Source organism: Pseudomonas sp. L-22-4S-12 (assembly GCF_009799935.1).
Lineage (GTDB): Bacteria > Pseudomonadota > Gammaproteobacteria > Pseudomonadales > Pseudomonadaceae > Aquipseudomonas.
In genome coordinates this window covers 720356-742298 of record NZ_WELL01000001.1, presented here as the reverse complement: position 1 = coordinate 742298, position 21943 = coordinate 720356, and the positions used below count along the sequence as shown (strand labels likewise).

The following is a 21943-nucleotide window of genomic DNA, read 5'->3' as shown; positions in this document are numbered from 1 at the left end:
GAGGCAGCCGAGACAAGGCGCTACGTAGTAACAGCCTCCGGCTGGTCAAAACGCCGGAAAAGCGCAGTTTACGTGTTGTAAATGAGCATTTTGAGGCCGTTTTTAACGCAGTATCGGCAACGCAGGTAGTTTTTCAACGACCTGCTAAGGTCAGTGCTGGACCCTCGCCAAAGGAGCACCCGCATGACCTCCCCCCTGCGCACCCTGGGCCTCGCCGCCCTGCTCTGCACCAGCGCCTTCGCCGCCGCGGCGGACCTGCCGCGCACAGCCGCACCGGCCGGCGCGGCGGTGTACTTCATCGAGCCGGCCGACGGCGCCACGGTCGGCCAGACCTTCACCGTCAAGTTCGGCCTCAGGGGCATGGGCGTGGCCCCGGCCGGGGTCGACCTGCCCGCCACCGGCCACCATCACCTGCTGGTGGACAACGCCGAACTGCCGGCGATGAACCTGCCGCTGCCGGCCAGCGAACAGGTGCGGCATTTCGGCAAGGGCCAGACCGAGGCCGCAATAACCCTGCCACCGGGCCAGCGCAGCCTGCAGCTGCTGGTGGGCGACAAGAACCACGTGCCGCTCGACCCGCCGGTGATGTCCGAGAAGATCAGCATCACCGTGCAGTAAATCGTGGGCAGAAAACAGGGAGGCCGAGGCCTCCCTTTTTCATTGCAACAGCGTCTTAGAACAGGACGCGGCTGCGAATGGTGCCATTCACGTGCTGCAGTTTTTCCAGGGCCAGCTCGGAGTACTCGGCGTCGACGTCGATCACCACGTAGCCGACCTTGTCGTTGGTCTGCAGGAACTGCCCGGAGATGTTGATGCCGTTGTCGGCGAATACCTTGTTGATCTCGCTCATCACGCCCGGGATGTTCTGGTGGATGTGCAGCAGACGGTGCTTGCCCGCGTGCGCCGGCAGGGCCACTTCGGGGAAGTTGACCGAGGACACCGAGGTACCGTTGTCGCTGTACTTGACCAGCTTCTCGGCCACTTCCAGGCCGATGTTGGCCTGGGCCTCGGCGGTGGAACCACCGATGTGCGGGGTCAGGATCACGCGATCCAGGCCGCGCAGCGGGCTCTCGAACTCTTCGTCGTTGGATTTGGGCTCGACCGGGAACACGTCGATGGCGGCGCCGATCAGGTGCTCGTCCTTGATCGCTGCAGCCAGGTGATCCAGCTCGACCACGGTGCCGCGGGCGGCGTTGATCAGGATGCCGCCCTTCTTCATGGCGCGGATTTCCTTCTCGCCGATCATCCACTGGGTGGACGGCAGTTCCGGCACATGCAGGGAGACGATGTCGGCCAGGCCCAGCAGCTCGTGCAAGCTACCCACCTGGGTGGCGTTGCCCAGCGGCAGCTTGGTCACGGTGTCGTAGAAGTACACCTGCATGCCGAGGGCTTCGGCCAGCACCGAGAGCTGGGTGCCGATCGAGCCGTAACCGACGATGCCCAGCTTCTTGCCGCGGATTTCGAAGGAGTTGGCCGCCGACTTGATCCAGCCACCACGGTGGCAGGAAGCGTTCTTCTCGGGGATGCCGCGCAGCAGCAGGATGGCCTGGGCCAGCACCAGCTCGGCCACCGAGCGGGTGTTGGAGAACGGCGCGTTGAATACGGCGATGCCGCGCTCGCGGGCCGCGTTGAGGTCGACCTGGTTGGTGCCGATGCAGAAGCAGCCGACGGCGACCAGCTTCTTGGCGCAGTCGAAGACCTCGGCGGTCAGCTGGGTGCGCGAGCGGATGCCGATGAAATGGGCATCGGCGATCTTGGTCTTCAGCTCGTCGTCGGACAGCGCGCCTTTGAGGTACTCGATGTTGCTGTAGCCGGCGGCCTTCAGGGTGTCGACGGCATTCTGGTGCACGCCTTCCAGCAGAAGGAACTTGATCTTGCTCTTGTCGAGAGAGGTCTTGCTCATCGGAGTACCTGTTGTCCCACGAATAGTGTCAGGAGAAGCGTCAGCAGCGTTGCTGAGCGGGCCCCGCAGATCGGCGCGGGGCACGATTCACGGGGTGCGTATGCTAGCATACGAGCCCCGCGAAAGACCCACCCCTGGCCGATGAAGCGTGCTCAGGGTGACCATGAATCATTTGAGAGTTCCCCAGATGACCAATCCCGCCCTGATCGAAGCGCTGAAGACCCTGGTCGAGCCCGGCAAGGTGCTCACCGATGCCGACTCCCTCAACGCCTACGGCAAGGACTGGACCAAGCATTTCGCCCCGGCACCCAGCGCCATCGTGTTCCCCAAGACCACCGAGCAGGTGCAGGCCATCGTCCGTTGGGCCAACGAGCACAAGGTCGCCCTGGTGCCATCCGGCGGCCGTACCGGCCTGTCCGCCGGCGCCGTGGCGGCCAACGGGGAAGTCGTGGTGGCCTTCGACTACATGAACCAGATTCTCGCGTTCAACGAGTACGACCGCACCGTGGTGTGCCAGCCGGGCGTGGTGACCAAGCAGCTGCAGCTGTTCGCCGAGGACAAGGGCCTGTACTACCCGGTGGACTTCGCCTCCAGCGGTTCCAGCCAGTTGGGCGGCAATATCGGCACCAATGCCGGCGGGATCAAGGTCATTCGCTACGGCATGACCCGCAACTGGGTGGCCGGCCTGAAGGTCGTCACCGGTACCGGCGAGCTGCTGGAACTGAACAAGGACCTGATCAAGAACGCCACCGGCTACGACATGCGCCAGCTGTTTATCGGCGCCGAAGGCACGCTCGGGTTTGTGGTGGAAGCCACCATGCGCCTGGAGCGCGCGCCGAAGAACCTCACCGCCATGGTCCTCGGCACCCCCGATTTCGACTCGATCATGCCGGTACTGCACGCCTTCCAGAACAAGCTCGACCTGACCGCCTTCGAATTCTTCTCGGACAAGGCCCTGGCCAAGATCCTGGCCCGCGGCGACGTGCCGCCGGCGTTCGACACCGACTGCCCGTTCTATGCCCTGCTGGAGTTCGAGGCCAGCACCGAAGAGGTCGCCGAGCAGGCCCTGGCCACCTTCGAGCACTGCGTCGAGCAGGGCTGGGTGCTGGACGGCGTGATGAGCCAGAGCGAGCAGCAGCTGCAGAACCTGTGGAAGCTGCGCGAGTACATCTCCGAGACCATCAGCCACTGGACGCCGTACAAGAACGACATCTCGGTCACCGTCGGCAAGGTCCCGGCCTTCCTGCACGATATCGACCGTATCGTCGGGGACAACTACCCGGACTTCGAGGTCATCTGGTTCGGCCACATCGGCGACGGCAACCTGCACCTGAACATCTTGAAGCCGGAGAACCTGTCCAAGGACGAGTTCTTCGCCAAGTGCGCCATCGTCAACCAGTGGGTGTTCGAGACCGTGCAGAAGTACAACGGCTCGATCAGCGCCGAACACGGCGTCGGCATGACCAAGCGCGATTACCTGCACTACAGCCGAAGCCCCGCCGAGATCGGCTACATGAAGGCGATCAAGGCGGTGTTTGATCCCAACGGGATCATGAACCCCGGCAAAATCTTTCCCATCTGAAGCTACTGCGCTCGGCCATGCTGCGTTGGCGAAGCCGGGAAAAATGCTCATTGGCACTAGCCAACTCCGCTTTTTCCCGACTCCGCCGCCTTGCCTGACCTTCGCTCGTGACGCTTCATAAGCACTTGATTCGGAGCAAAGCCGGATGAGCTACCAGCACCAGTACACCGACGGCACGCCGATCCACTTCCCGCTGGGCAAGGTGGTCTGCGTCGGGCGCAACTACGCCGAGCATGCCGCCGAACTGAACAACCCGATCCCGAGCGAGCCGCTGCTGTTCATCAAGCCAGGCAGCTGCACGGTGGCGCTGAACGACAGCTTCGCCATTCCGCAGGATCGCGGCGTGGTGCACTACGAGGCGGAAATCGCCGTGCTGATCGGCAAGCCGCTGTCCAAGCAACCGTCCGTGGAGGAAGTGCGCGACGCCATCTCCGGCTTCGCCCCGGCGCTGGATCTGACCCTGCGCGACGTGCAGGCCAGGCTCAAGGAGAAGGGCCTGCCCTGGGAGCTGGCCAAGTCCTTCGACGGCGCCTATGTACTGGCGCCGTTCGTCGCCGGCGACGCCTACCCGGACCTGGCCGATATCGGCATCCGCCTGTCGCTCAACGGCGAACTGCGCCAGGACGGCAACAGCCGTGACATGCTCAACCCGATCATCGGCCTGATCCAGCACATCGCCGGGCACTTCAGCCTGCAGCCGGGCGACGTGATTTCCACCGGCACCCCGGTCGGCGTCGGCCCGCTGGCCAGTGGCGACCAGTTGCAGATCGAGCTGAGCAACCAGCCGGGTTTTACCAGCCGGGTGCTGTAGCAATGCGTTAAGGGAACCTTCATAGACTTCCTGCACTCTGACCCGCGCCGCTCAGTGAGAAGTCGTCGATGCCTGCATTCCCCCGCTTTACTCGCCAGCGCTGGCTGGCACTGGCCGGCCTGCTCGCCGCAGGTGTCGCACTGATCCACTACCTGCACCTGGACGACCGCGCCCGCTACTGGCTGAAGGAACAGAGCCTGTCGCTGCTCGAGCGGGACGCCAGCATCTGGCTGCCCGGCTATACGGCAGTGATCCAGGCCAAGCCGCTGAGCGGCCTGGATGAAGACGAAATCTCGGACCTGGCCTACAACCCGGTCACCGGCACCCTGTTTACCGTTACCGGCAAGAATCCCCTGCTGGTCGAACTGACCCGCAGCGGCGACATCTTGCGCCGCATCCCCCTGCTCGGCTTCAGCAACCCCGAGGGCGTGGCGATTCTCGAGGATGGCAGCGTGGCCATCGTCGACGAGCGCCGGCGCAGCCTGTCGGTGCTGGCGCTCGACCCGCAGACCAGTGAACTCAACGTGGTCAATTCCAGCGAGTTCGACCTGGGCTTCGCCAACTCGCGCAACAAGGGCTTCGAAGGCGTGGCCTGGGATGCCCGGCAGAACCGCCTGCTGCTCGGCAAGGAGCGCAACCCCACCGCCATGTACAGCCTGCCCGGCGACAGCCAGGAGGCACTGGCCGAAGCGCTCAAGCCGCTACCCGACTACGGCCTGGGCATGCGCAACCTCTCGGCACTGAGTGTCGACCCGCGCACCGGGCACATCCTCGTCCTTTCCGCGCAATCCAACCTGCTGCTGGAGCTGGACCCACAGGGCCAGCCGGTCAGTTTCATCAGCCTGCTCGGCGGTCTGAACGGCCTGGACAAGCGCATCCCGCGCGCCGAAGGCGTGGCCATGGACGAAGAGGGCAACCTCTATATCGTCAGCGAACCCAACCTGTTCTACAGGTTCCGCAAGGAAAACAACGACACCCGGCGCGAGTGAATGCGCGGGCCAACGCCCCGGCGCACCTCAGCCCGCGCGGGCGGTCAGGTGGCGGGCTATGGCGCTGCGCAGCGGCACCAGGCCCTGGGCCACGCGCAGGCCGGCCCCGCGCAGCAGGCGGGCGGGCAGGCGCTCGTCGGTGTACAGGCCAACCAGCAACTGGGTAGCCTGGTACAGCGGCCAGGTGGCCAGGCGATGCTGGCGCTCGTAACGACCGAGCACGCCGGTGTCGGCAATATCCCGGCCCCTGGCATGGGCCGCCAGCACGGCGGCAGCCAGCCGCTCGACACTGCCCAGACCGAAGTTGAAGCCATGCGCGGTGACCGGATGCATGCCCACCGCGGCATCGCCGATCAGCGCGCAGCGCGGCCCGGCCAGGCGCTGGGCATAGACCCCGACCAGCGGATAGGCATGCCGACTGCTGAGCAACTGCATCGCGCCGAGCCGGCGGTCGAAGCGCCGCTCCATCTCGCCGGCGAAGGCCGCCTCGTCCAGTTGCTGCAGGCGTTCGATCTCGCGCGGCGGCAGGGTCAGCACCACCGAGGAGACGTTGCCGTTGAGCGGCAGCAGGGCCAGGGTCTGGCCATAGCCGAACCACTCCCAGGCCACCTGCTGGTGCGGCTGCTCATGCTGCATGCGGCAGACCAGCATGGTCTTGCCGAAGTCCTTGAGCTGCGCGCCGATGCCGAGCAGGCGGCGGGTTTCCGAGAAGCGGCTGTCGGCGGCCACCAGCAGGCGGCTGCGCAGGCAACTGCCGTCGGCCAGCTCCAGGCTGACCTGCTGCGGCTCATGGCGGATCGCCCGCACCTGGCTGTCGCACAGCAGCTGCACATCGGCGCAGTCCTCCAGCGCAGCATAAGCCGCGCGGCGGAGCGCCTGGTTGGCCACCAGGTGGCCGAGGCGCTCGGCGCCGGCCTGCTCGGCACGAATCCGCAGGGCGAACAGCGAGAGGCCATTGAGCACCTGGGCATCGCGCAGGATCGCCACCTCGCTGGCCGGCAGGCGCTGCCACAGGCCGAGGCGCTCCAGCAGCGCCTGCGAAGCATGGGTCAGGGCGATCTCGCGGCCGTCGAAGGCCGGCTCGGCCAGGCTCTGCTCGCTCTGGCGCTCGACCAGCACGATGGACAGACCGTGACCCGACAGGGCACGGGCGAGACACAGGCCGGCCGGGCCGGCGCCGATGATGGCGACATCGCAGAACATGGGGCGCTCCCTGGATAACTGACAGTGCCGCGAGTCTAGGCGCGCCACGGCGGGCAAACCTTGCCCGAGGTCATGGCCAGGGCGCGGCCGGCGCGACCGGGTGTCGCAGGCCGATAGCCGCGTGGGGCGGCAGCCTGGAAGACTGCGGTAACGCTCTTTAAGCTTGAATTCAGCTGGACTGTGCTATTGATGGAGCCCCGATCGACCAGGTGCCCCCATGCCACGCCCGACACGCCTCATCGCAGCCACCCTGCTGCTGGCCGCCTTGCTGCTCGGCGCGGTGGCGGCCCAGCAGTTCCGCCTGTTCGAACGGGCCTGGTTCATGCTGCAGGAATGGCGGCATGCCGCCGAGTGGCGTGAACACTCGATCTGGCTGCCGGACTATGTCGCCACCCTGCAGGCCCAGCCGATCGTCGGCCTGGACGACGACGTCTCGGCGCTGACCTACGACCCGGACCGGCGCAGCCTGTTCACCGTGACCAACCAGAAGCCGCAGCTGATCGAGCTGTCACTGGACGGGCGGATCCTGCGCCAGATCCCGCTGGTCGGTTTCGGCGATCCGGAGGCCATCGAATACATCAGCCGCGGGATCTACGTGATCACCGACGAGCGCCTGCAACGCCTGATCAAGGTGCGCCTGGACGACGGCACCCGCCTCATCGACGCCGCCGAATCCCAGCAGCTGTCCCTGGGCATCGACCGCAACGGCAACAAGGGCTTCGAGGGGCTGGCCTACGACAGCCAGGGGCAGCGCCTGTTCGTCGCCAAGGAGCGCGACCCGGTGAGCATCTACGAAATCCACGGCTTTCCGCACACCAACCCGGACAAGCCCTTCGCCGTGCACGTGGCCGGCGACGCCAAGCGCGATGCAAGGCTGTTCGTGCGTGACCTGTCCAGCCTGCAGTACGACGAGGCCAGCGGCCATCTGCTGGCGCTGTCCGACGAGTCACGCCTGGTGCTGGAGCTGGATGCCAATGGCCGGCCGATCAGCAGCCTGTCGCTGCTCGGCGGCCGGCAGGGCTTGAAGAAGGGTGTACCGCAGGCCGAAGGGGTGGCCATGGATGATGCCGGCACCCTGTACCTGGTCAGCGAGCCGAACCTGTTCTACGTGTTCAAGAAACAGGCCGGCGACTGAGCCGGCCCGGGTTGCCTGACACCTCGCGACCGGAGCCGCGCGCTCAGCTGTCGTCCTGCAGCGATGCCGGCGCGGCGTTGTGCTTCACCGATTCGCTGCCGGCCACGGCACCGGCCTCGCTGGCATACAGCTGGCTGCTGCCGACCACCTGGCCATTGCTGGCCTTGAGCACGAAGTGGAACTTGCCGGATGCTGCCGCCTTGATCTCGAAGGCCCCCTCACGCTGCGAGTTCTTGCGCACCGACTCGATGCCGGCCAGCGCCGAAGCCTTGCTCTTGTACAGCTCGCTGCTGAGGATGATCTCGCCGTTGCCGGCCAGCAGGTTGAAATGCAGCTGGCCATCGGCGGCCTGCTTCAGATGAAATTTCGCGGCCATGTCAGGGCTCCTGTCGGACGGGGTGTCAGGCAAGCTTAGTCGCTCGCCACCACCCCGCCAGCCAGGCCCAACCACCAACCCCGACCGTGAACGGGTCTGCCGGGGTCAGGCGCGGCGCCGCTCAGTCACGCTTGAGGGTCTTCACCCCGTCCGCGGTGCCGAGCAGCAGCAGGTCGGCCGGGCGCGCGGCGAACAGGCCATTGGTGACCACGCCGACGATGGCGTTGATGTCGCGTTCGAGGGCCACCGGGTCGACGATCTGCAGGTTGAACACGTCGAGGATGATGTTGCCGTTATCGGTCAGCACGCCCTCGCGGTACACCGGGTCGCCGCCCAGCTTGACCAGTTGGCGCGCCACGTGGCTGCGGGCCATGGGGATGACTTCCACCGGCAGCGGGAAGGCCCCCAGCAGCGGCACCAGCTTGCTGGCGTCGGCGATGCAGATGAAGGTCTTGGCCACCGCGGCGACGATCTTCTCGCGGGTCAGCGCGGCGCCGCCGCCCTTGATCAGGTGCAGGTGCTGGTCGCTCTCGTCGGCGCCGTCGATGTAGAACTCCAGCTCGCTGACGCTGTTCAGGTCGTACACCGGGATGCCGTGGCCCTTGAGCCGCGCGGCGGTGGCCTCGGAGCTGGCCACCGCGCCGTCGAAGGCCATCTTGTGCTGGGCCAGGGCGTCGATGAAGCAGTTGGCGGTGGAGCCGGTGCCGACGCCGATCACGCTCTTGCTGTCGAGGAAGGGAAGGATATGGTCGACGGCGGCCTGGGCCACGGCCTGCTTGAGCTGATCCTGGGTCATCACGGAGTCTGCGCCTGGGGAGTACGGGAAGGGGCGAATTATAGCCTCGCCACCCGGCCCTGCGGCTGCGTTTTATCGACGCGCCCTACTGTTATGGGGTTTTCAGGACCGACTGTCGGTGGCCGCCGGCCGAAGCGCTGGGGTAGACTCCAGACTCCGTGAAATGCCCGCCAGTGAAGCCGCGATGCTCGAACAGTACGTAAAGAAGATCCTCACCTCGCGCGTCTACGACGTCGCCGTGGAAACCCCGCTGCAGCCCGCCCGCCAGCTCTCCGAGCGGCTGGGCAACCAGATTCTGCTGAAACGCGAAGACCTGCAGCCGGTGTACTCGTTCAAGATTCGCGGCGCCTACAACAAGCTGGCGCAGCTGTCGCCCGAGGAACTGGCGCGCGGCGTGGTCACCGCCTCGGCCGGCAACCACGCCCAGGGCCTGGCCCTGGCGGCCAAGCACCTGGGGGTCAAGGCCACCATCGTCATGCCGCGCACCACCCCGGAGCTCAAGGTCCAGGGCGTGCGCTCGCGCGGCGGCAAGGTGGTGCTGCACGGCGACGCCTTCCCCGAGGCCCTGGCCTATTCGCTGAAGCTGGTGGAGGAGAAGGGCTATTCCTATATCCACCCCTACGACGATCCGCTGGTGATCGCCGGCCAGGGCACCGTGGCCATGGAAATCCTGCGTCAGCAGCCGGGCCAGCTGGACGCCATCTTCGTGCCCTGCGGCGGTGGCGGCCTGATCGCCGGCATCGCCGCCTACGTCAAATACCTGCGCCCGGATATCCGGGTGATCGGCGTCGAACCGGACGACTCCAACTGCCTGCAGGCCGCCATGGCCGCCGGCGAGCGCGTGGTGCTGCCGACCGTCGGGCTGTTCGCCGACGGCGTGGCCGTGGCGCAGATCGGCCAGTACACCTTCGATGTGTGCAAGCACTATGTCGACGAGGTGATCACCGTCAGCACCGACGAGATCTGCGCGGCGATCAAGGACATCTACGACGACACCCGCTCGATCACCGAGCCGGCCGGCGCGCTCTCCGTGGCCGGGATCAAGAAGTACGTGGAGCGCGAAGGCGTCAGCGGCCAGGTGCTGGTCGGCATCGACTCGGGCGCCAACGTCAACTTCGACCGCCTGCGCCACGTGGCCGAGCGCGCCGAGCTGGGCGAGAAGCGCGAGGCGATCATCGCCGTGACCATCCCCGAGCAGCCGGGCAGCTTCAAGACCTTCTGCGAGGCGATCGGCAAGCGCCAGATCACCGAGTTCAACTACCGCTACCACACCGACGGCGAGGCGCACATCTTCGTCGGCGTGCAGACCCACCCGGAGAACGACCCGCGCGCCGCCCTGGTGCAGGGCCTGCGCGACCAGGGCTTCCCGGTGCTGGACCTGACCGACAACGAGCTGGCCAAGCTGCACATCCGCCACATGGTCGGCGGCCATGCGGCGGCGGTGCCGGACGAGTGCGTGTTCCGCTTCGAATTCCCGGAACGCCCAGGGGCGCTGTTCAACTTCCTCAACAAGCTCGGCGGGCGCTGGAACATCAGCATGTTCCACTACCGCAACCACGGCGCCGCCGACGGCCGCGTGCTGGCCGCGCTGCAGGTACCGCAGGACCAGCGCCAGCTGATTCCGGCTGCGCTGGACGCCATCGGCTATCCCTACTGGGACGAAACCGACAACCCGGCCTACCAGCTGTTCCTTGGATAACGGAGCCTAGTGATGGAGCACTACCTGCTGTTGAAGATCGCCCACAGCCTGCCCGCCGCGCTGTTGCTGCTCGGCGTGCTGGCACACGCCTTCATGCTGTGGAAAGCCAACAAGAGCGGCGATGCCGCCGTGCTCGCGCGCAAGCTGCGCGTGACCCGCCTGTACAGCCTGCCGGCCCTCGGCGTGCTGGCCCTGAGCCTGCCGGTCAGCGGCTGGTGGCTGGTGCATGGCGCCGGCTGGCCGCTGGGCCAGCTGTGGCTGCTGCTCAGCGCCATCCTGTTCGCCCTGCTGGTGCTGGCCGGCCTGCTCCTGCATGGCCGCCTGAGCGCCTGGCAGGGTGCGGTCGACGGCGCGGTGCCGGTGACATTGCTGCGCTTCGTCAGCGCCTATGGCGCACTGGTGCTGGTCCTGCTGCTGGCGATCTTCGCCCTGATGGGGGCCAAGCCGGCCTGATGCGCATCCTGCTGGTCGGTGCCGGCGGCTTTATCGGCCGGCACCTGCTCGACGCCCTGACCCTGGCCGGCCACTCGCTGGTGGCCACCCGCCGCCGGCCCTCGCCGACGCCATTGCCGAGCGTCGAATGGCGCTGCCTCGACCTGCTGCAGCCGGACGGCTTCGCCTGGCCGGAGGGCATCGAACTGGTGATCAACGCCAGCGGCGAACTGTCCACCGATGCAGCTCAAATGCAGGGCCTGCAGCACGATGGCGCCTGCGCCCTGTTCGAGCTGGCCAGGCGGCATGGCGCCGCGGTGCTGCAGATTTCCACCCTGGGCGCCGGCGAACATCCCGACATCCCCTTCCTGGCCAGCAAGGCCGAGGCCGACCGGTACCTCCTGAACCTAGGCATTCCTGCCGTGGTGCTGCGGCCCTCGCTGGTCGTCGGCCCTGGCGGCACCAGCAGTGAATGGCTGCAGCGCCTGTCGCCCTGGCCACTGATACCGCTGCTGGGCAACCGGGCACGACTGCAGCCGCTGCATATCGACGACCTCTGCGCGGCCGTGCTGGCCCTGCTGCGCAACTGGCCGGCGCAGCCGACTCTGCTGCCGCTGGTGGGCACGCAGGCGCTTACCCAGGGCGAGCTGCTCGATGTCCTGCGCCAGGCCCAGGGTTGGCGCCCGGCGCGCTATCTGACAGTGCCGGAACCGCTCGCGCGACTCGGCGCGGCGCTGGGCGATCACCTGGGCTGGCAAGCCCTGAACCGGCAGACCCTGCAACTGAGCCAGTACGACAACCTCGCCGATCCCGCGGCCCTGGAACAGGCCTGCGGCTACCGCGCCGCACCCCTGGCCAGCCGCCTGCAACACTGGCCACAGCCGGCACAGAGCCTGGCCCTGGCACTGCAGCGGCTGGTGTTGCTGGTGCTCGCGCTGATCTGGCTGGGCACGGCAGTGGTCTGCCTGGGGCCGGGCTTCGACTGGGGCCTGCGGATCATGGCGGAAGCCGGCATCGACGGCCTGCCGGCCAGGCTGGCGGTGATCGGCGGCGCCCTGCTGGACGGCGTACTCGGCCTGGCGCTGCTGTCGCGGCGCTGGCGCAGCCGGGCCCTGCAGGCACAGATCGGCCTGATGCTGGTCTACAGCCTGATCATCAGCCTGCTGCTGCCCCATTACTGGTTCGACCCCTACATGGCGCTGGGCAAGAATTTCGCGGTCCTGCTGCTGAGCGCCTGGCTGCTGGGACTTTCCACTTCCATGACGAGACACCCATGAGCCTGTACCTGCTGCTCAAGACCCTGCACATCCTTTCCGCCACCCTGCTGTTCGGCACCGGCCTGGGCTCCGCCTACTACGCCCTGCGGGCCTGGCGCAGCGGCGAAGTGCAGGTGATCGCCACGACCTTCCGCCATCTGGTCACCGCCGACTGGCTGTTCATCGCCACCACGGCCGTGTTCCAGCCGCTCAGCGGCCTGGCCCTGGCCAGACTGGCCGGCTGGCCGCTGAGCCAGTTCTGGCTGCTGTGGAGCGCGGGACTGTTCGTGTTCGCCGGGCTGTGCTGGCTGCCGGTGCTGTGGCTGCAGATCCGCGTGCGCAACCTGGCCGGCCGGGCCCTGCGCGACGGCACGCCGCTGCCGGAACGGGCCAACCGCTACATGCGCATCTGGTTCGTGCTGGGCTGGCCGGCCTTCCTGGCCTTTATCGCGATCTTCTGGCTGATGGTGGCCAAGCCGCTATAGCGCAGCAGCGCAATGGCGCAATGGCGCAATGGCGCAGGGTGCGCACACGGCACCCCCAGCCACCGCTGAAGCCACTCAGCGCAGCGAGATCACCGGCCAGCCGCGCTCGCCGGCGATGCCGCGCAGGGTGTCGTCCGGGTCCACCGCCACCGGGTGGGCGACTTTCTCGAGCAGCGGCAGGTCGTTGCGCGAGTCGCTGTAGAAGTAGCTGTCATCCAGGTTCAGACCGCTGTCCTGCAGCCACTCGTTGAGGCGCACCACCTTGCCCTCCTGGTAGCAGGGAATGCCGGCCAGCTGCCCGGTGTAGCGGCCGTCCTGCATGCCGCACTCGGTGGCCAGCAGGGTCTCGACGCCCAGGCGCGCGGCAATCGGCGCGGTGACGAAGCGGTTGGTGGCGGTGATGATCACCAGCTTGTCGCCGGCCTCGCGGTGCTGCGCCAGCAGCGCCTCGCCCTTGGCCAGGATGATCGGCTCGATCACCTCGGCCATGAACTCCGCCTGCCACTGCGCCAGCTCCTGGGCGCCGGTGCGGCCGAGAATCGCCTGACTGAAGTTCTGGTAGGCCACCACGTCGAGCCTGCCGGCGCAGTAGTCGGCATAGAAGGCATCGTTGCGCGCCTGGTACTCGGCGGCATCGACCCGGCCACGCTGGCAGAGGAATTCGCCCCAGCTGTGGTCGCTGTCACCGGCGAGCAGGGTGTTGTCGAGGTCGAAGAGGGCAAGGCGCACGTCGTTTCACCTGAATCTGGGGGGCCGAAAAGGGCGCCAGAATAGCCGCTTTTGCCTTCGCTGCCCATTCGCCGGGCCGCGCGTTTGCTGCGCCCGCGGCCTTTGTGGAACAATGCGGGCATATGCGTTTTCAAGGTATTTTGTCGTGATCGATTCCGATGGTTTCCGCCCCAATGTCGGCATCATCCTGACCAATGATATTGGCCAGGTGCTCTGGGCGCGGCGGATCAACCAGGATGCCTGGCAATTCCCGCAGGGTGGCATCAACCCCCAGGAGTCGCCGGAGCAGGCCCTGTACCGCGAACTTAACGAAGAAGTCGGCCTCGAAGAGCAGGATGTGAAGATTCTCGCCTGCACCCGGGGCTGGTTGCGTTATCGTCTGCCGCAACGCCTGGTGCGCACCCACAGCCAGCCGCTGTGCATCGGCCAGAAACAGAAATGGTTTCTCCTGCGCCTGACCGGCGCCGAAGAGCGGGTACGCATGGACCTGACCGGCAAGCCGGAGTTCGACGGCTGGCGCTGGGTCAGCTACTGGTACCCGCTGGGCCAGGTCGTTACATTCAAGCGCGAGGTCTACCGTCGCGCCCTCAAGGAACTAGCCCCGCGCCTGCTGGCGCGCGACTGACGGAAACGAGCATGCTCAACACGCTGCGCAAGATCGTCCAGGAAGTAAACGCCGCCAAGGATCTCAAGGCAGCGCTGACGATCATCGTGCAGCGGGTCAAGGAGGCCATGGGCAGCCAGGTCTGCTCGGTCTACCTGCTCGACCCGGAGACCTCGCGTTTCGTGCTGATGGCCACCGAGGGCCTGAACAAGCGCTCCATCGGCAAGGTCAGCATGGCCTTGAACGAGGGCCTGGTCGGCCTGGTCGGCACCCGCGAGGAACCGCTCAACCTCGAACACGCCTCCGAACACCCACGCTACCGCTACTTCCCGGAAACCGGCGAGGAGCGCTACGCCTCCTTCCTCGGTGCGCCGATCATCCACCACCGCCGGGTGATGGGCGTGCTGGTGGTACAGCAGAAGGAACGCCGCCAGTTCGACGAAGGCGAGGAAGCCTTCCTGGTGACCATGAGCGCCCAGCTCGCCGGGGTCATCGCCCATGCCGAGGCGACCGGCTCGATCCGCGGCCTCGGCAAGCAGGGCAAGGGCATCCAGGAAGCGCGCTTCGTCGGCGTCCCCGGCTCGCCCGGCGCCGCCATCGGCAGCGCCGTGGTGGTGCTGCCGCCGGCCGACCTGGACGTGGTGCCGGACAAACCGATCGACGATGTCGAGGCCGAGGTCGAGCGCTTCAAGCTGGCCCTGGAAGCCGTCCGCGCGGACATGCGCGCGCTGTCCAGCAAACTGGCCAACCAGCTGCGCCCGGAAGAACGCGCGCTGTTCGACGTCTACCTGATGATGCTCGACGACGCCTCCATGGGCCTCGAAGTGAAACGCGTGATCCGCACCACCGGCCAGTGGGCCCAGGGTGCCTTGCGCCAGGTGGTGCTGGACCACGTCAAGCGCTTCGAGCTGATGGACGACGCCTACCTGCGCGAACGCGCCTCGGATGTGCGCGACCTCGGCCGCCGCCTGCTCGCCTACCTGCAGGAAGAGCGCAAGCAGAACCTGGTCTACCCCGACCAGACCATCCTGGTCAGCGAGGAGGTCACCCCGGCCATGCTCGGCGAGGTGCCGGAAGGCAAGCTGGTCGGCCTGGTCTCGGTGCAGGGCTCGGGCAACTCGCACGTGGCCATTCTCGCCCGCGCCATGGGCATTCCCACGGTCATGGGCGTGGTCGACCTGCCCTACTCCAAGGTCGACGGCATCCAGCTGATCGTCGACGGCTACCACGGCGAGGTCTTCACCAACCCCAGCGAGCTGCTGCGCAAGCAGTACGCCGAAGTGGTCGAGGAAGAACGCCAGCTGTCCCAGGGCCTCGACGCCCTGCGCGAGCTGCCCTGCGAAACCCTCGACGGCCAGCGCCTGCCGCTGTGGGTCAACACCGGCCTGCTGGCCGACGTGAAGCGTGCCCAGGAGCGCGGCGCCGAAGGCGTCGGCCTGTACCGCACGGAAGTGCCGTTCATGAACGGCGAGCGCTTCCCCAGCGAGAAGGAACAGCTGGCCACCTACCGCGAGCAGCTGGCCGCCTTCCACCCGCAACCGGTGACCATGCGCACCCTGGACATCGGCGGCGACAAGGCGCTGAGCTATTTCCCGATCAAGGAAAGCAACCCCTTCCTCGGCTGGCGCGGCATCCGCATCACCCTCGACCACCCGGAAATCTTCCTGGTCCAGGTGCGCGCCATGCTCAAGGCCAGCGAGGGTCTGAACAACCTGCGCATCCTGCTGCCGATGATTTCCGGCATCCAGGAACTGGAAGAGGCCCTGCACCTGATCCACCGCGCCTGGGGCGAAGTGCGCGACGAAGGCGTTGACGTGCCGCTGCCGCCGGTGGGGGTGATGATCGAGATTCCCGCGGCGGTCTACCAGGTGCGCGACCTGGCGCGCCAGGTCGACTTCCTCTCGGTCGGCTCGAATGACCTGACCCAGTACCTGCTGGCGGTCGACCGCAACAACCCGCGGGTCGCCGACCTCTACGACTTCCTCCACCCGGCCGTGCTGCACGCCCTGACCCTGGTCATCGCCGGCGCCCATGCCGAGGGCAAGCCGGTGAGCATCTGCGGCGAGATGGCCGGCGACCCGGCCGCGGCCGTGCTGCTGCTGGCCATGGGCTTCGACAGCCTGTCGATGAACGCCACCAACCTGCCCAAGGTCAAGTGGCTGCTGCGCCAGATCAGCCTGAGCAAGGCCAAGGAGCTGCTCGAACAGCTGCTGCGCATGGACAACCCGCAGGTGATCCACAGCACCCTGCACCTGGCCCTGCGCAACCTCGGCCTGGGCCGGGTGATCAATCCGGCGGCGACCATCCAGAGCTGAAGTCCCGCTCCCGCGCCACAACCAGGCCCGGCAGCAATGGCCGGGGGTGCGCAGTGGCTGGCCCGCGCGCAGGCCATCGCCCCCTCCTACAGATCCCCTTCCGGACCGACTACCCGCCAGCTGAATGCAGCGGGAGCGGCCGCCGAAAAACAAAAGGGCCACATCAGTGGCCCTTTTGCGGTGTTGCCGAAGCGACTCAGGCCGGTTGCGCCGACCAGGTCTCGCTGGTGGTTTCTTCCATGGCCTGCTGGATCGCACGCTTGCGCTTTTCCTCGGCGCGGCGGGCGAAGTACCAGGCGAAGAAGGTGAAGATCGACACGGTCAGCAGGATCAGGCTGGCCACCGCGTTGATCTCCGGCTTCACGCCCAGGCGCACGGCGGAGAACACTTCCATCGGCAGGGTGGTGGAGCCCGGACCGGAGACGAAGCTGGCCAGCACCAGGTCGTCCAGCGACAGGGCGAAGGACATCATGCCGCCGGCCGCCAGGGATGGCGCGATCATCGGGATGGTGATCAGGAAGAACACCTTCCATGGCTTGGCACCGAGGTCCATGGCCGCCTCTTCGATGGACAGGTCCAGCTCACGCAGGCGTGCCGACACCACCACCGCCACGTAGGCGGCGCAGAAGGTGGTGTGAGCGATCCAGATGGTCAGGATGCCGCGCTCGGCCGGCCAGCCGGTCAGCTGGGCCATGGCCACGAACAGCAGCAGCAGCGACAGACCGGTGATCACTTCCGGCATCACCAGCGGCGCGGTGACCAGGCCACCGAACAGGGTGCGACCCTTGAAGCGGGTAACCCGGGTCAGCACGAAGGCCGCCACGGTGCCCAGCGCCACCGCGGCGATCGCCGTGTAGCAGGCGATCTCCAGGGAGCGCATCACCGAGCCCATCAGCTGGCTGTTGTCGAGCAGGCCGGCATACCACTTCAGCGACCAGCCGCCCCACACCGTCACCAGCTTGGAGGCGTTGAACGAGTAGATGACCATGATCAGCATGGGCAGGTAGATGAAGGTCAGGCCGGCCCAGAGCATTACATTGGAGAAACTGAAACGTTTCATGCGCGGCCCTCCATTTCTTTAGCCTGGTTACGGTTGAACAGAATGATCGGCACGATCAGGATCGCCAGCATCACCACCGCCAGGGCGGAAGCCACCGGCCAGTCGCGGTTGTTGAAGAATTCCTGCCACAGCACCTTGCCGATCATCAGGGTCTCCGGGCCGCCGAGCAGCTCGGGGATGACGAACTCGCCGACCACCGGGATGAACACCAGCATGGAGCCGGCGACGATGCCGTTCTTCGACAGCGGCACGGTGATCTTCCAGAAGCTGTTGAAGTTGCTCGAACCGAGGTCCGCGGCGGCTTCCAGCAGGCTGTGGTCGTGCTTCACCAGGTTGGCGTAGAGCGGCAGGATCATGAACGGCAGGTACGAATAGACCACGCCGATGTACACCGCCAGGTTGGTGTTGAGGATCTGCAGCGGCTCGTCGATGATGCCGAGCATCTGCAGGAAGCCATTGAGCAGGCCGTTGTTGCTGAGGATGCCCATCCAGGCATAGACGCGGATCAGGATCGCGGTCCAGGTCGGCATCATGATCAGCAGCAGCAGGGTGGTCTGCATTTCCTTGCTGGCGCGGGCAATGGCATAGGCCATCGGGTAGCCGATCAGCAGGCAGAGCAGCGTGCTGATGCTGGCCATCTTCAGCGAGCCCAGGTAGGCCGCCACGTACAGCTCATCCTCGGTGAGGAAGATGTAGTTGCCCAGGTTGAGCACCAGCGACAGCTGATTCTCGGCCCAGGTCCAGACCTCGGTGTACGGAGGAATGGCCACGTCCGCTTCGGCGAAACTGATCTTCAGGACGATGAAGAACGGCAGCAGGAAGAACATGAACAGCCAGAGGAAGGGCACGCCGATCACGGCATGCCGCCCCCTCGGCAGGTAGCGCTTGAGTCGAGAGATTTTCATGCTTGCAGTACCACGCCGCTGTCGTCTTCCCAGTACACCACCACCGCGTCGTCCCAGGTCGGGCGCTTGCCGCGGCGCTCGGCGTTGGCGATGAAGCACTGCACGATCTGCCCGGAGGACAGCTTGACGTGGTACACCGAGTGGCCGCCGAGGTAGGCGATGTCATGCACGGTGCCGCTGCACCAGTTGTAGTTGGGGTGCTCGTGGTCGGCCGGCAGCTGGGTGGCCATCAGCAGTTTTTCCGGACGCAGGGCGTAGCTGACCGACTTGGTCTCGGCCCGGGTGCTGACGCCGTGGCCGATGTAGATCGGCCTGTCCAGGTGCGGGCAGCTGATGATGGCGTGGTCGGCTTCGTCGGTGGTGATCACCCCGTCGAACAGGTTGACGTTGCCGATGAACTCGCAGACCAGGCGGCTGGCCGGGGTCTCGTAGATGTCCACCGGGCTGCCGATCTGGGCGATCCAGCCGAGGTGCATGATGGCGATGCGCTGGGCCATGGTCATGGCCTCTTCCTGGTCGTGGGTCACCATCACGCAAGTCACGCCCACGCGCTCGATGATTTCCACCAGCTCCAGCTGCATCTGCGAGCGCAGCTTCTTGTCCAGCGCGCCCATGGGTTCGTCGAGCAGCAGCAGCTTGGGACGCTTGGCCAGCGAACGGGCCAGGGCCACGCGCTGACGCTGGCCACCGGACAGCTGGTGCGGCTTGCGCCGGGCGTACTGGGTCATGTGCACCAGCTTGAGCATCTCGGCCACGCGCTCGTCGATCTCGGCCTTGGGCAGCTTGTCCTGCTGCAGGCCGAAGGCGATGTTCTGCGCCACGGTCATGTGCGGGAACAGCGCGTAGGACTGGAACATCATGTTGATCGGCCGCTCGTAGGGCGGCATATCGGTGATGTCCACGCCGTCCAGCAGGATGCGCCCGGAAGTGGGCCGCTCGAAGCCGGCGAGCATGCGCAGCAGGGTCGACTTGCCGGAGCCGGAGCCGCCCAGCAGGGCGAAGATCTCGCCCTTGTTGATGGTCAGCGAGACATCCTCGACGGCAATGGTTTCGTCGAACTTCTTCGTCACGCGATCGATTTTCACCAGCACCTCTTTGGGTTGCTGGTTGCCCTCAAGGGCTTTCTTGTAGGCGCTGGAGGCAACGGCCATTTTGCAAAACTCCCGGAACATTTAGGGCCCGGTCACCAGGACCGGGCAGAGACTCACTTACCCGACTTGACCTTGGTCCAGCTGCGGGTCATCAGGCGTTGTACTTTCGGTGGCAATTCAGCCGAGATGAACAAATTATCCAGTACCGCCTGGGGGGGGTATACGGACTCATCGTTGCGCACGTCCTGGTCCATCAGAGCCCCGGCCTTGGGGTTCGGGTTGGCATAGCCAACATAGTCGCTGACCTGGGCGATTACCGCCGGGTCGAGCAGGTAGTTGATGAAGGCGTGGGCTTCCTTGACGTTCTTCGCGTCGGCCGGGATGGCCAGCATGTCGAACCACAGGTTGGCGCCTTCCTTGGGGATGCTGTAGGCGATCTGCACGCCCTTGCCGGCCTCGTCGGCGCGGTCGGCGGCCTGCAGGATATCGCCGGAGAAGCCGACGGCCAGGCAGATGTCGCCATTGGCCAGGTCGCCGATGTACTTGGAGCTGTGGAAGTAGGTCACGTAGGGACGCACGGCCATCAGCGTCTGCTCGGCCTTCTGGTAGTCGTCCGGGTTGGTGCTGTTGGGCGGCAGGCCCAGGTAGTTGAGCGCCGCCGGGATCATCTCGTCGCCGGAATCGAGGAAGGCCACGCCGCAGGCGCTGAGCTTCTGCATGTTGGCCGGGTCGAAGACGGTGGCCCAGGAGTCGATGCTGTCGACACCGAGCACGGCCTTGATCTTCTCGACGTTGTAGCCGATGCCGTTGGTGCCCCACAGGTAAGGCACGGCGTACTGGTTGCCCGGGTCGTTCACGTCGAGCTGCTTGAGCAGCGCCGGGTCGAGATTCTGCCAGTTGGGCAGCAGGGCGCGGTCCAGCTTCTGGAAGGCACCGGCCTTGATCTGCTTGCCGAGGAAATGGTTGGACGGCACCACCACGTCGTAGCCGGAACGGCCCGCCAGCAGTTTGCCTTCCAGGGTTTCGTTGGAGTCGAACACGTCGTAGACCGGCTTGATGCCCTGGGCCTTTTCGAAGTCGGCCAGGGTGGTTTCGCCGATGTAGTCGCTCCAGTTGTAGATGTGCACGGTCGGGGCCGCCTGGGCGGCGCCAGCGATGCCCAAGGTAACCGCTGCTGTGATCAGGGTGTTGCGGAAGGAATTTCGCACACGTCAGTCCTCTTTATTGTTGCTATTGCAGGTCGCTGTACACGACCAGGGGCTTGATAACTCGTCCTACCGACCCGGAAATTCAGGCCAATCGCCCAGCCGTCCGCGCACGGAGCTGTGTGGGGGCTCGTGTGTAACGGTAGACGGAAATGGCACATGAGCCTCCAGGCGGGTCCCCGGCGGGAACACCCGCCGGAGGGTGTCGCTGTTGTCGGTTACTTGCCGGACTTGATGGTGGTCCAGCTGCGGGTCATGCTGCGCTGCACTTTCGCCGGCAGATCCGGGAAGGCGTAGAGCTTGGCCATGGTCTCCGCGCTCGGGTAGATGCCCGGGTCGTTGCGGATCGCCTCGTCAACCAGCGCAGTGGCCGCGGCGTTGCCGTTGGGGAACTGCACGAAGTTGGTGATCTCGGCCATCACTTCCGGTTTCATCAGGAAGTTCATGAAGGCATAGGCGGCTTCCGGATTGGCGGCATCCTTCGGCATGGCGATCATGTCGAAGAAGGTACCGGCGCCTTCTTTCGGAATGTTGTAGGAAACGGCTACGCCGGCCTTGGCCTCTTCGGCACGGGACTTGGCCTGGTAGATGTCACCCGAGTAGCCGACTGCCACGCACAGGTTGCCGTTGGCCAGGTCGGAGATGTACTTGGAGCTGTGGAAGTAGGTCACGTGCGGACGGATCTTGAGGAACAGCGCCTCGGCTTCCTTGAGTTCCTTCGGGTCCTGGCTGACCGGGCTGTGGCCCAGGTAGTGCAGGGCGATCGGCAGGATCTCGGTGGGCGAATCGAGGAAGGACACGCCGCAGCCTTTCAGCTTCTCGATGTTCTCCGGCTTGAACAGCAGGTCCCAGGAGTTCACCGGCGCGTCGGCGCCCAGCACGGCCTTGACCTTCTCGGCGTTGTAGCCGATGCCGATGGAGCCCCACATGTAGGGGAAGGCGTACTGGTTGCCCGGGTCGCTGACTTCCAGGGTCTTCATCAGATTGCCGTCGAGGTTCTTCCAGTTCGGCAGCTTGGACTTGTCCAGCGGCTGGTAGACGCCGGCCTTGATCTGCTTGGCCAGGAAGTTGTTGGACGGCACCACGATGTCGTAACCCGACTTGCCGGCCAGCAGCTTGGCTTCCAGCGTTTCGTTGCTGTCGAACACGTCGTAGACGACCTTGATGCCGGTCTCCTTGGTGAACTTCTCGACCGTTTCCGGGGCGATGTAGTCCGACCAGTTGTATACGTGCAGCACCTTGTCGTCGGCCTGAGCCACGCCGGCTACCGCGCCGGCCAGGGTCATGGCCAGCAGAGTTTTACCGAAGGTCTTGATCATGCGGGTTAGCTCCATTGTCGTTTGAAGTATCCGAAGGCTGCGTCGCCT

Annotated in this window: 21 protein-coding genes; 11 read left to right on the top strand and 10 right to left on the bottom strand. The window is 65.9% G+C overall.

Annotated elements, in window-relative coordinates:
- Positions 1–183: 183 nt before the first annotated feature.
- Positions 184–618, top strand: coding sequence for a DUF4399 domain-containing protein (locus tag F3I16_RS03335; protein ID WP_160492320.1), 435 nt, complete (start codon positions 184–186; stop codon positions 616–618).
- Between the two features lie 55 nt (positions 619–673).
- Here F3I16_RS03335 and serA read toward each other — a convergent pair whose 3' ends face one another.
- The gene (serA, locus tag F3I16_RS03330) at positions 674–1903 is read right to left on the bottom strand and encodes a phosphoglycerate dehydrogenase (RefSeq protein WP_160492319.1); all 1230 of its coding nucleotides are present in this window, start codon (positions 1901–1903) and stop codon (positions 674–676) included.
- A 187-nt stretch (positions 1904–2090) separates the two neighbouring features.
- On the opposite strand from serA, the gene F3I16_RS03325 reads away from it, so the two are divergent.
- The 3 genes from F3I16_RS03325 (at position 2091) to F3I16_RS03315 (ending at position 5285) form a co-directional block, all read left to right on the top strand.
- Positions 2091–3485, top strand: coding sequence for an FAD-binding oxidoreductase (locus tag F3I16_RS03325; protein WP_160492318.1), 1395 nt, complete (start codon positions 2091–2093; stop codon positions 3483–3485).
- A 145-nt stretch (positions 3486–3630) separates the two neighbouring features.
- A complete protein-coding gene (locus tag F3I16_RS03320) occupies positions 3631–4296 on the top strand; it encodes a fumarylacetoacetate hydrolase family protein (protein WP_160492317.1) in 666 nt (221 codons plus the stop codon).
- A gap of 68 nt (positions 4297–4364) precedes the next feature.
- Positions 4365–5285, top strand: coding sequence for an SdiA-regulated domain-containing protein (locus tag F3I16_RS03315; RefSeq protein ID WP_160492316.1), 921 nt, complete (start codon positions 4365–4367; stop codon positions 5283–5285).
- A 27-nt stretch (positions 5286–5312) separates the two neighbouring features.
- Here the strand turns inward: F3I16_RS03315 and ubiM are convergent, their stop codons facing one another.
- Positions 5313–6488, bottom strand: coding sequence for a 5-demethoxyubiquinol-8 5-hydroxylase UbiM (gene ubiM / locus F3I16_RS03310; protein ID WP_160492315.1), 1176 nt, complete (start codon positions 6486–6488; stop codon positions 5313–5315).
- 217 nt (positions 6489–6705) lie between these two features.
- Between ubiM and F3I16_RS03305 the strand changes: the two genes are divergently transcribed.
- Positions 6706–7623, top strand: coding sequence for an SdiA-regulated domain-containing protein (locus F3I16_RS03305; protein WP_160492314.1), 918 nt, complete (start codon positions 6706–6708; stop codon positions 7621–7623).
- Positions 7624–7666: 43 nt separating this feature from the next.
- Here the strand turns inward: F3I16_RS03305 and F3I16_RS03300 are convergent, their stop codons facing one another.
- Entirely contained in the window at positions 7667–7999 is a 333-nt protein-coding gene (locus F3I16_RS03300; RefSeq protein ID WP_160492313.1) for a YegP family protein, read from the bottom strand.
- A gap of 121 nt (positions 8000–8120) precedes the next feature.
- Positions 8121–8795: a ribose-5-phosphate isomerase RpiA gene (rpiA, locus tag F3I16_RS03295; protein WP_160492904.1), complete on the bottom strand. Its 675-nt coding sequence runs from the start codon at positions 8793–8795 to the stop codon at positions 8121–8123.
- A gap of 163 nt (positions 8796–8958) precedes the next feature.
- On the opposite strand from rpiA, the gene ilvA reads away from it, so the two are divergent.
- The 4 genes from ilvA to F3I16_RS03275 are packed head-to-tail and all read left to right on the top strand — an operon-like array spanning position 8959 to position 12667.
- Positions 8959–10494 carry a threonine ammonia-lyase, biosynthetic gene (ilvA, locus tag F3I16_RS03290; RefSeq protein ID WP_160492312.1) on the top strand — a complete coding sequence of 512 codons (1536 nt, stop codon included), beginning with the start codon at positions 8959–8961 and terminating at the stop codon, positions 10492–10494.
- A 12-nt stretch (positions 10495–10506) separates the two neighbouring features.
- Complete coding sequence (locus tag F3I16_RS03285; RefSeq protein ID WP_160492311.1) at positions 10507–10947, top strand: DUF2269 family protein; 441 nt, start codon at positions 10507–10509, stop codon at positions 10945–10947.
- Positions 10947–12203, top strand: coding sequence for an SDR family oxidoreductase (locus F3I16_RS03280; RefSeq protein ID WP_160492310.1), 1257 nt, complete (start codon positions 10947–10949; stop codon positions 12201–12203). The genes F3I16_RS03285 and F3I16_RS03280 overlap by 1 nt, the downstream gene beginning before the upstream one ends.
- On the top strand, positions 12200–12667 hold the full coding sequence (locus F3I16_RS03275) for a DUF2269 domain-containing protein (RefSeq protein ID WP_160492309.1): 468 nt from the start codon (positions 12200–12202) through the stop codon (positions 12665–12667). The genes F3I16_RS03280 and F3I16_RS03275 overlap by 4 nt, the downstream gene beginning before the upstream one ends.
- Positions 12668–12742: 75 nt before the next feature.
- Here F3I16_RS03275 and F3I16_RS03270 read toward each other — a convergent pair whose 3' ends face one another.
- Positions 12743–13396, bottom strand: a complete 654-nt coding sequence (locus F3I16_RS03270; RefSeq protein ID WP_160492308.1) for an HAD family hydrolase — start codon at positions 13394–13396, stop codon at positions 12743–12745.
- Between the two features lie 145 nt (positions 13397–13541).
- On the opposite strand from F3I16_RS03270, the gene F3I16_RS03265 reads away from it, so the two are divergent.
- The gene (locus F3I16_RS03265) at positions 13542–14021 is read left to right on the top strand and encodes an RNA pyrophosphohydrolase (RefSeq protein WP_160077046.1); all 480 of its coding nucleotides are present in this window, start codon (positions 13542–13544) and stop codon (positions 14019–14021) included.
- 11 nt (positions 14022–14032) lie between these two features.
- Positions 14033–16315: a phosphoenolpyruvate--protein phosphotransferase gene (gene ptsP / locus F3I16_RS03260; protein ID WP_160492307.1), complete on the top strand. Its 2283-nt coding sequence runs from the start codon at positions 14033–14035 to the stop codon at positions 16313–16315.
- 196 nt (positions 16316–16511) lie between these two features.
- On the opposite strand, the gene F3I16_RS03255 is transcribed toward ptsP, so the two are convergent.
- The 5 genes from F3I16_RS03255 to F3I16_RS03235 all read right to left on the bottom strand — a co-directional run bounded on the left by F3I16_RS03255 (position 16512) and on the right by F3I16_RS03235 (position 21895).
- Entirely contained in the window at positions 16512–17375 is an 864-nt protein-coding gene (locus tag F3I16_RS03255; RefSeq protein WP_160492306.1) for an ABC transporter permease subunit, read from the bottom strand.
- Positions 17372–18253 carry an ABC transporter permease subunit gene (locus F3I16_RS03250; RefSeq protein ID WP_178116645.1) on the bottom strand — a complete coding sequence of 294 codons (882 nt, stop codon included), beginning with the start codon at positions 18251–18253 and terminating at the stop codon, positions 17372–17374. The genes F3I16_RS03255 and F3I16_RS03250 overlap by 4 nt, the downstream gene beginning before the upstream one ends.
- Positions 18254–18276: 23 nt before the next feature.
- On the bottom strand, positions 18277–19431 hold the full coding sequence (gene potA, locus F3I16_RS03245; RefSeq protein WP_160077054.1) for a polyamine ABC transporter ATP-binding protein: 1155 nt from the start codon (positions 19429–19431) through the stop codon (positions 18277–18279).
- A gap of 53 nt (positions 19432–19484) precedes the next feature.
- Positions 19485–20579 carry a polyamine ABC transporter substrate-binding protein gene (locus F3I16_RS03240; RefSeq protein ID WP_160492304.1) on the bottom strand — a complete coding sequence of 365 codons (1095 nt, stop codon included), beginning with the start codon at positions 20577–20579 and terminating at the stop codon, positions 19485–19487.
- A 215-nt stretch (positions 20580–20794) separates the two neighbouring features.
- Complete coding sequence (locus F3I16_RS03235) at positions 20795–21895, bottom strand: polyamine ABC transporter substrate-binding protein (protein WP_160492303.1); 1101 nt, start codon at positions 21893–21895, stop codon at positions 20795–20797.
- Between the last annotated feature and the right edge of the window lie 48 nt (positions 21896–21943).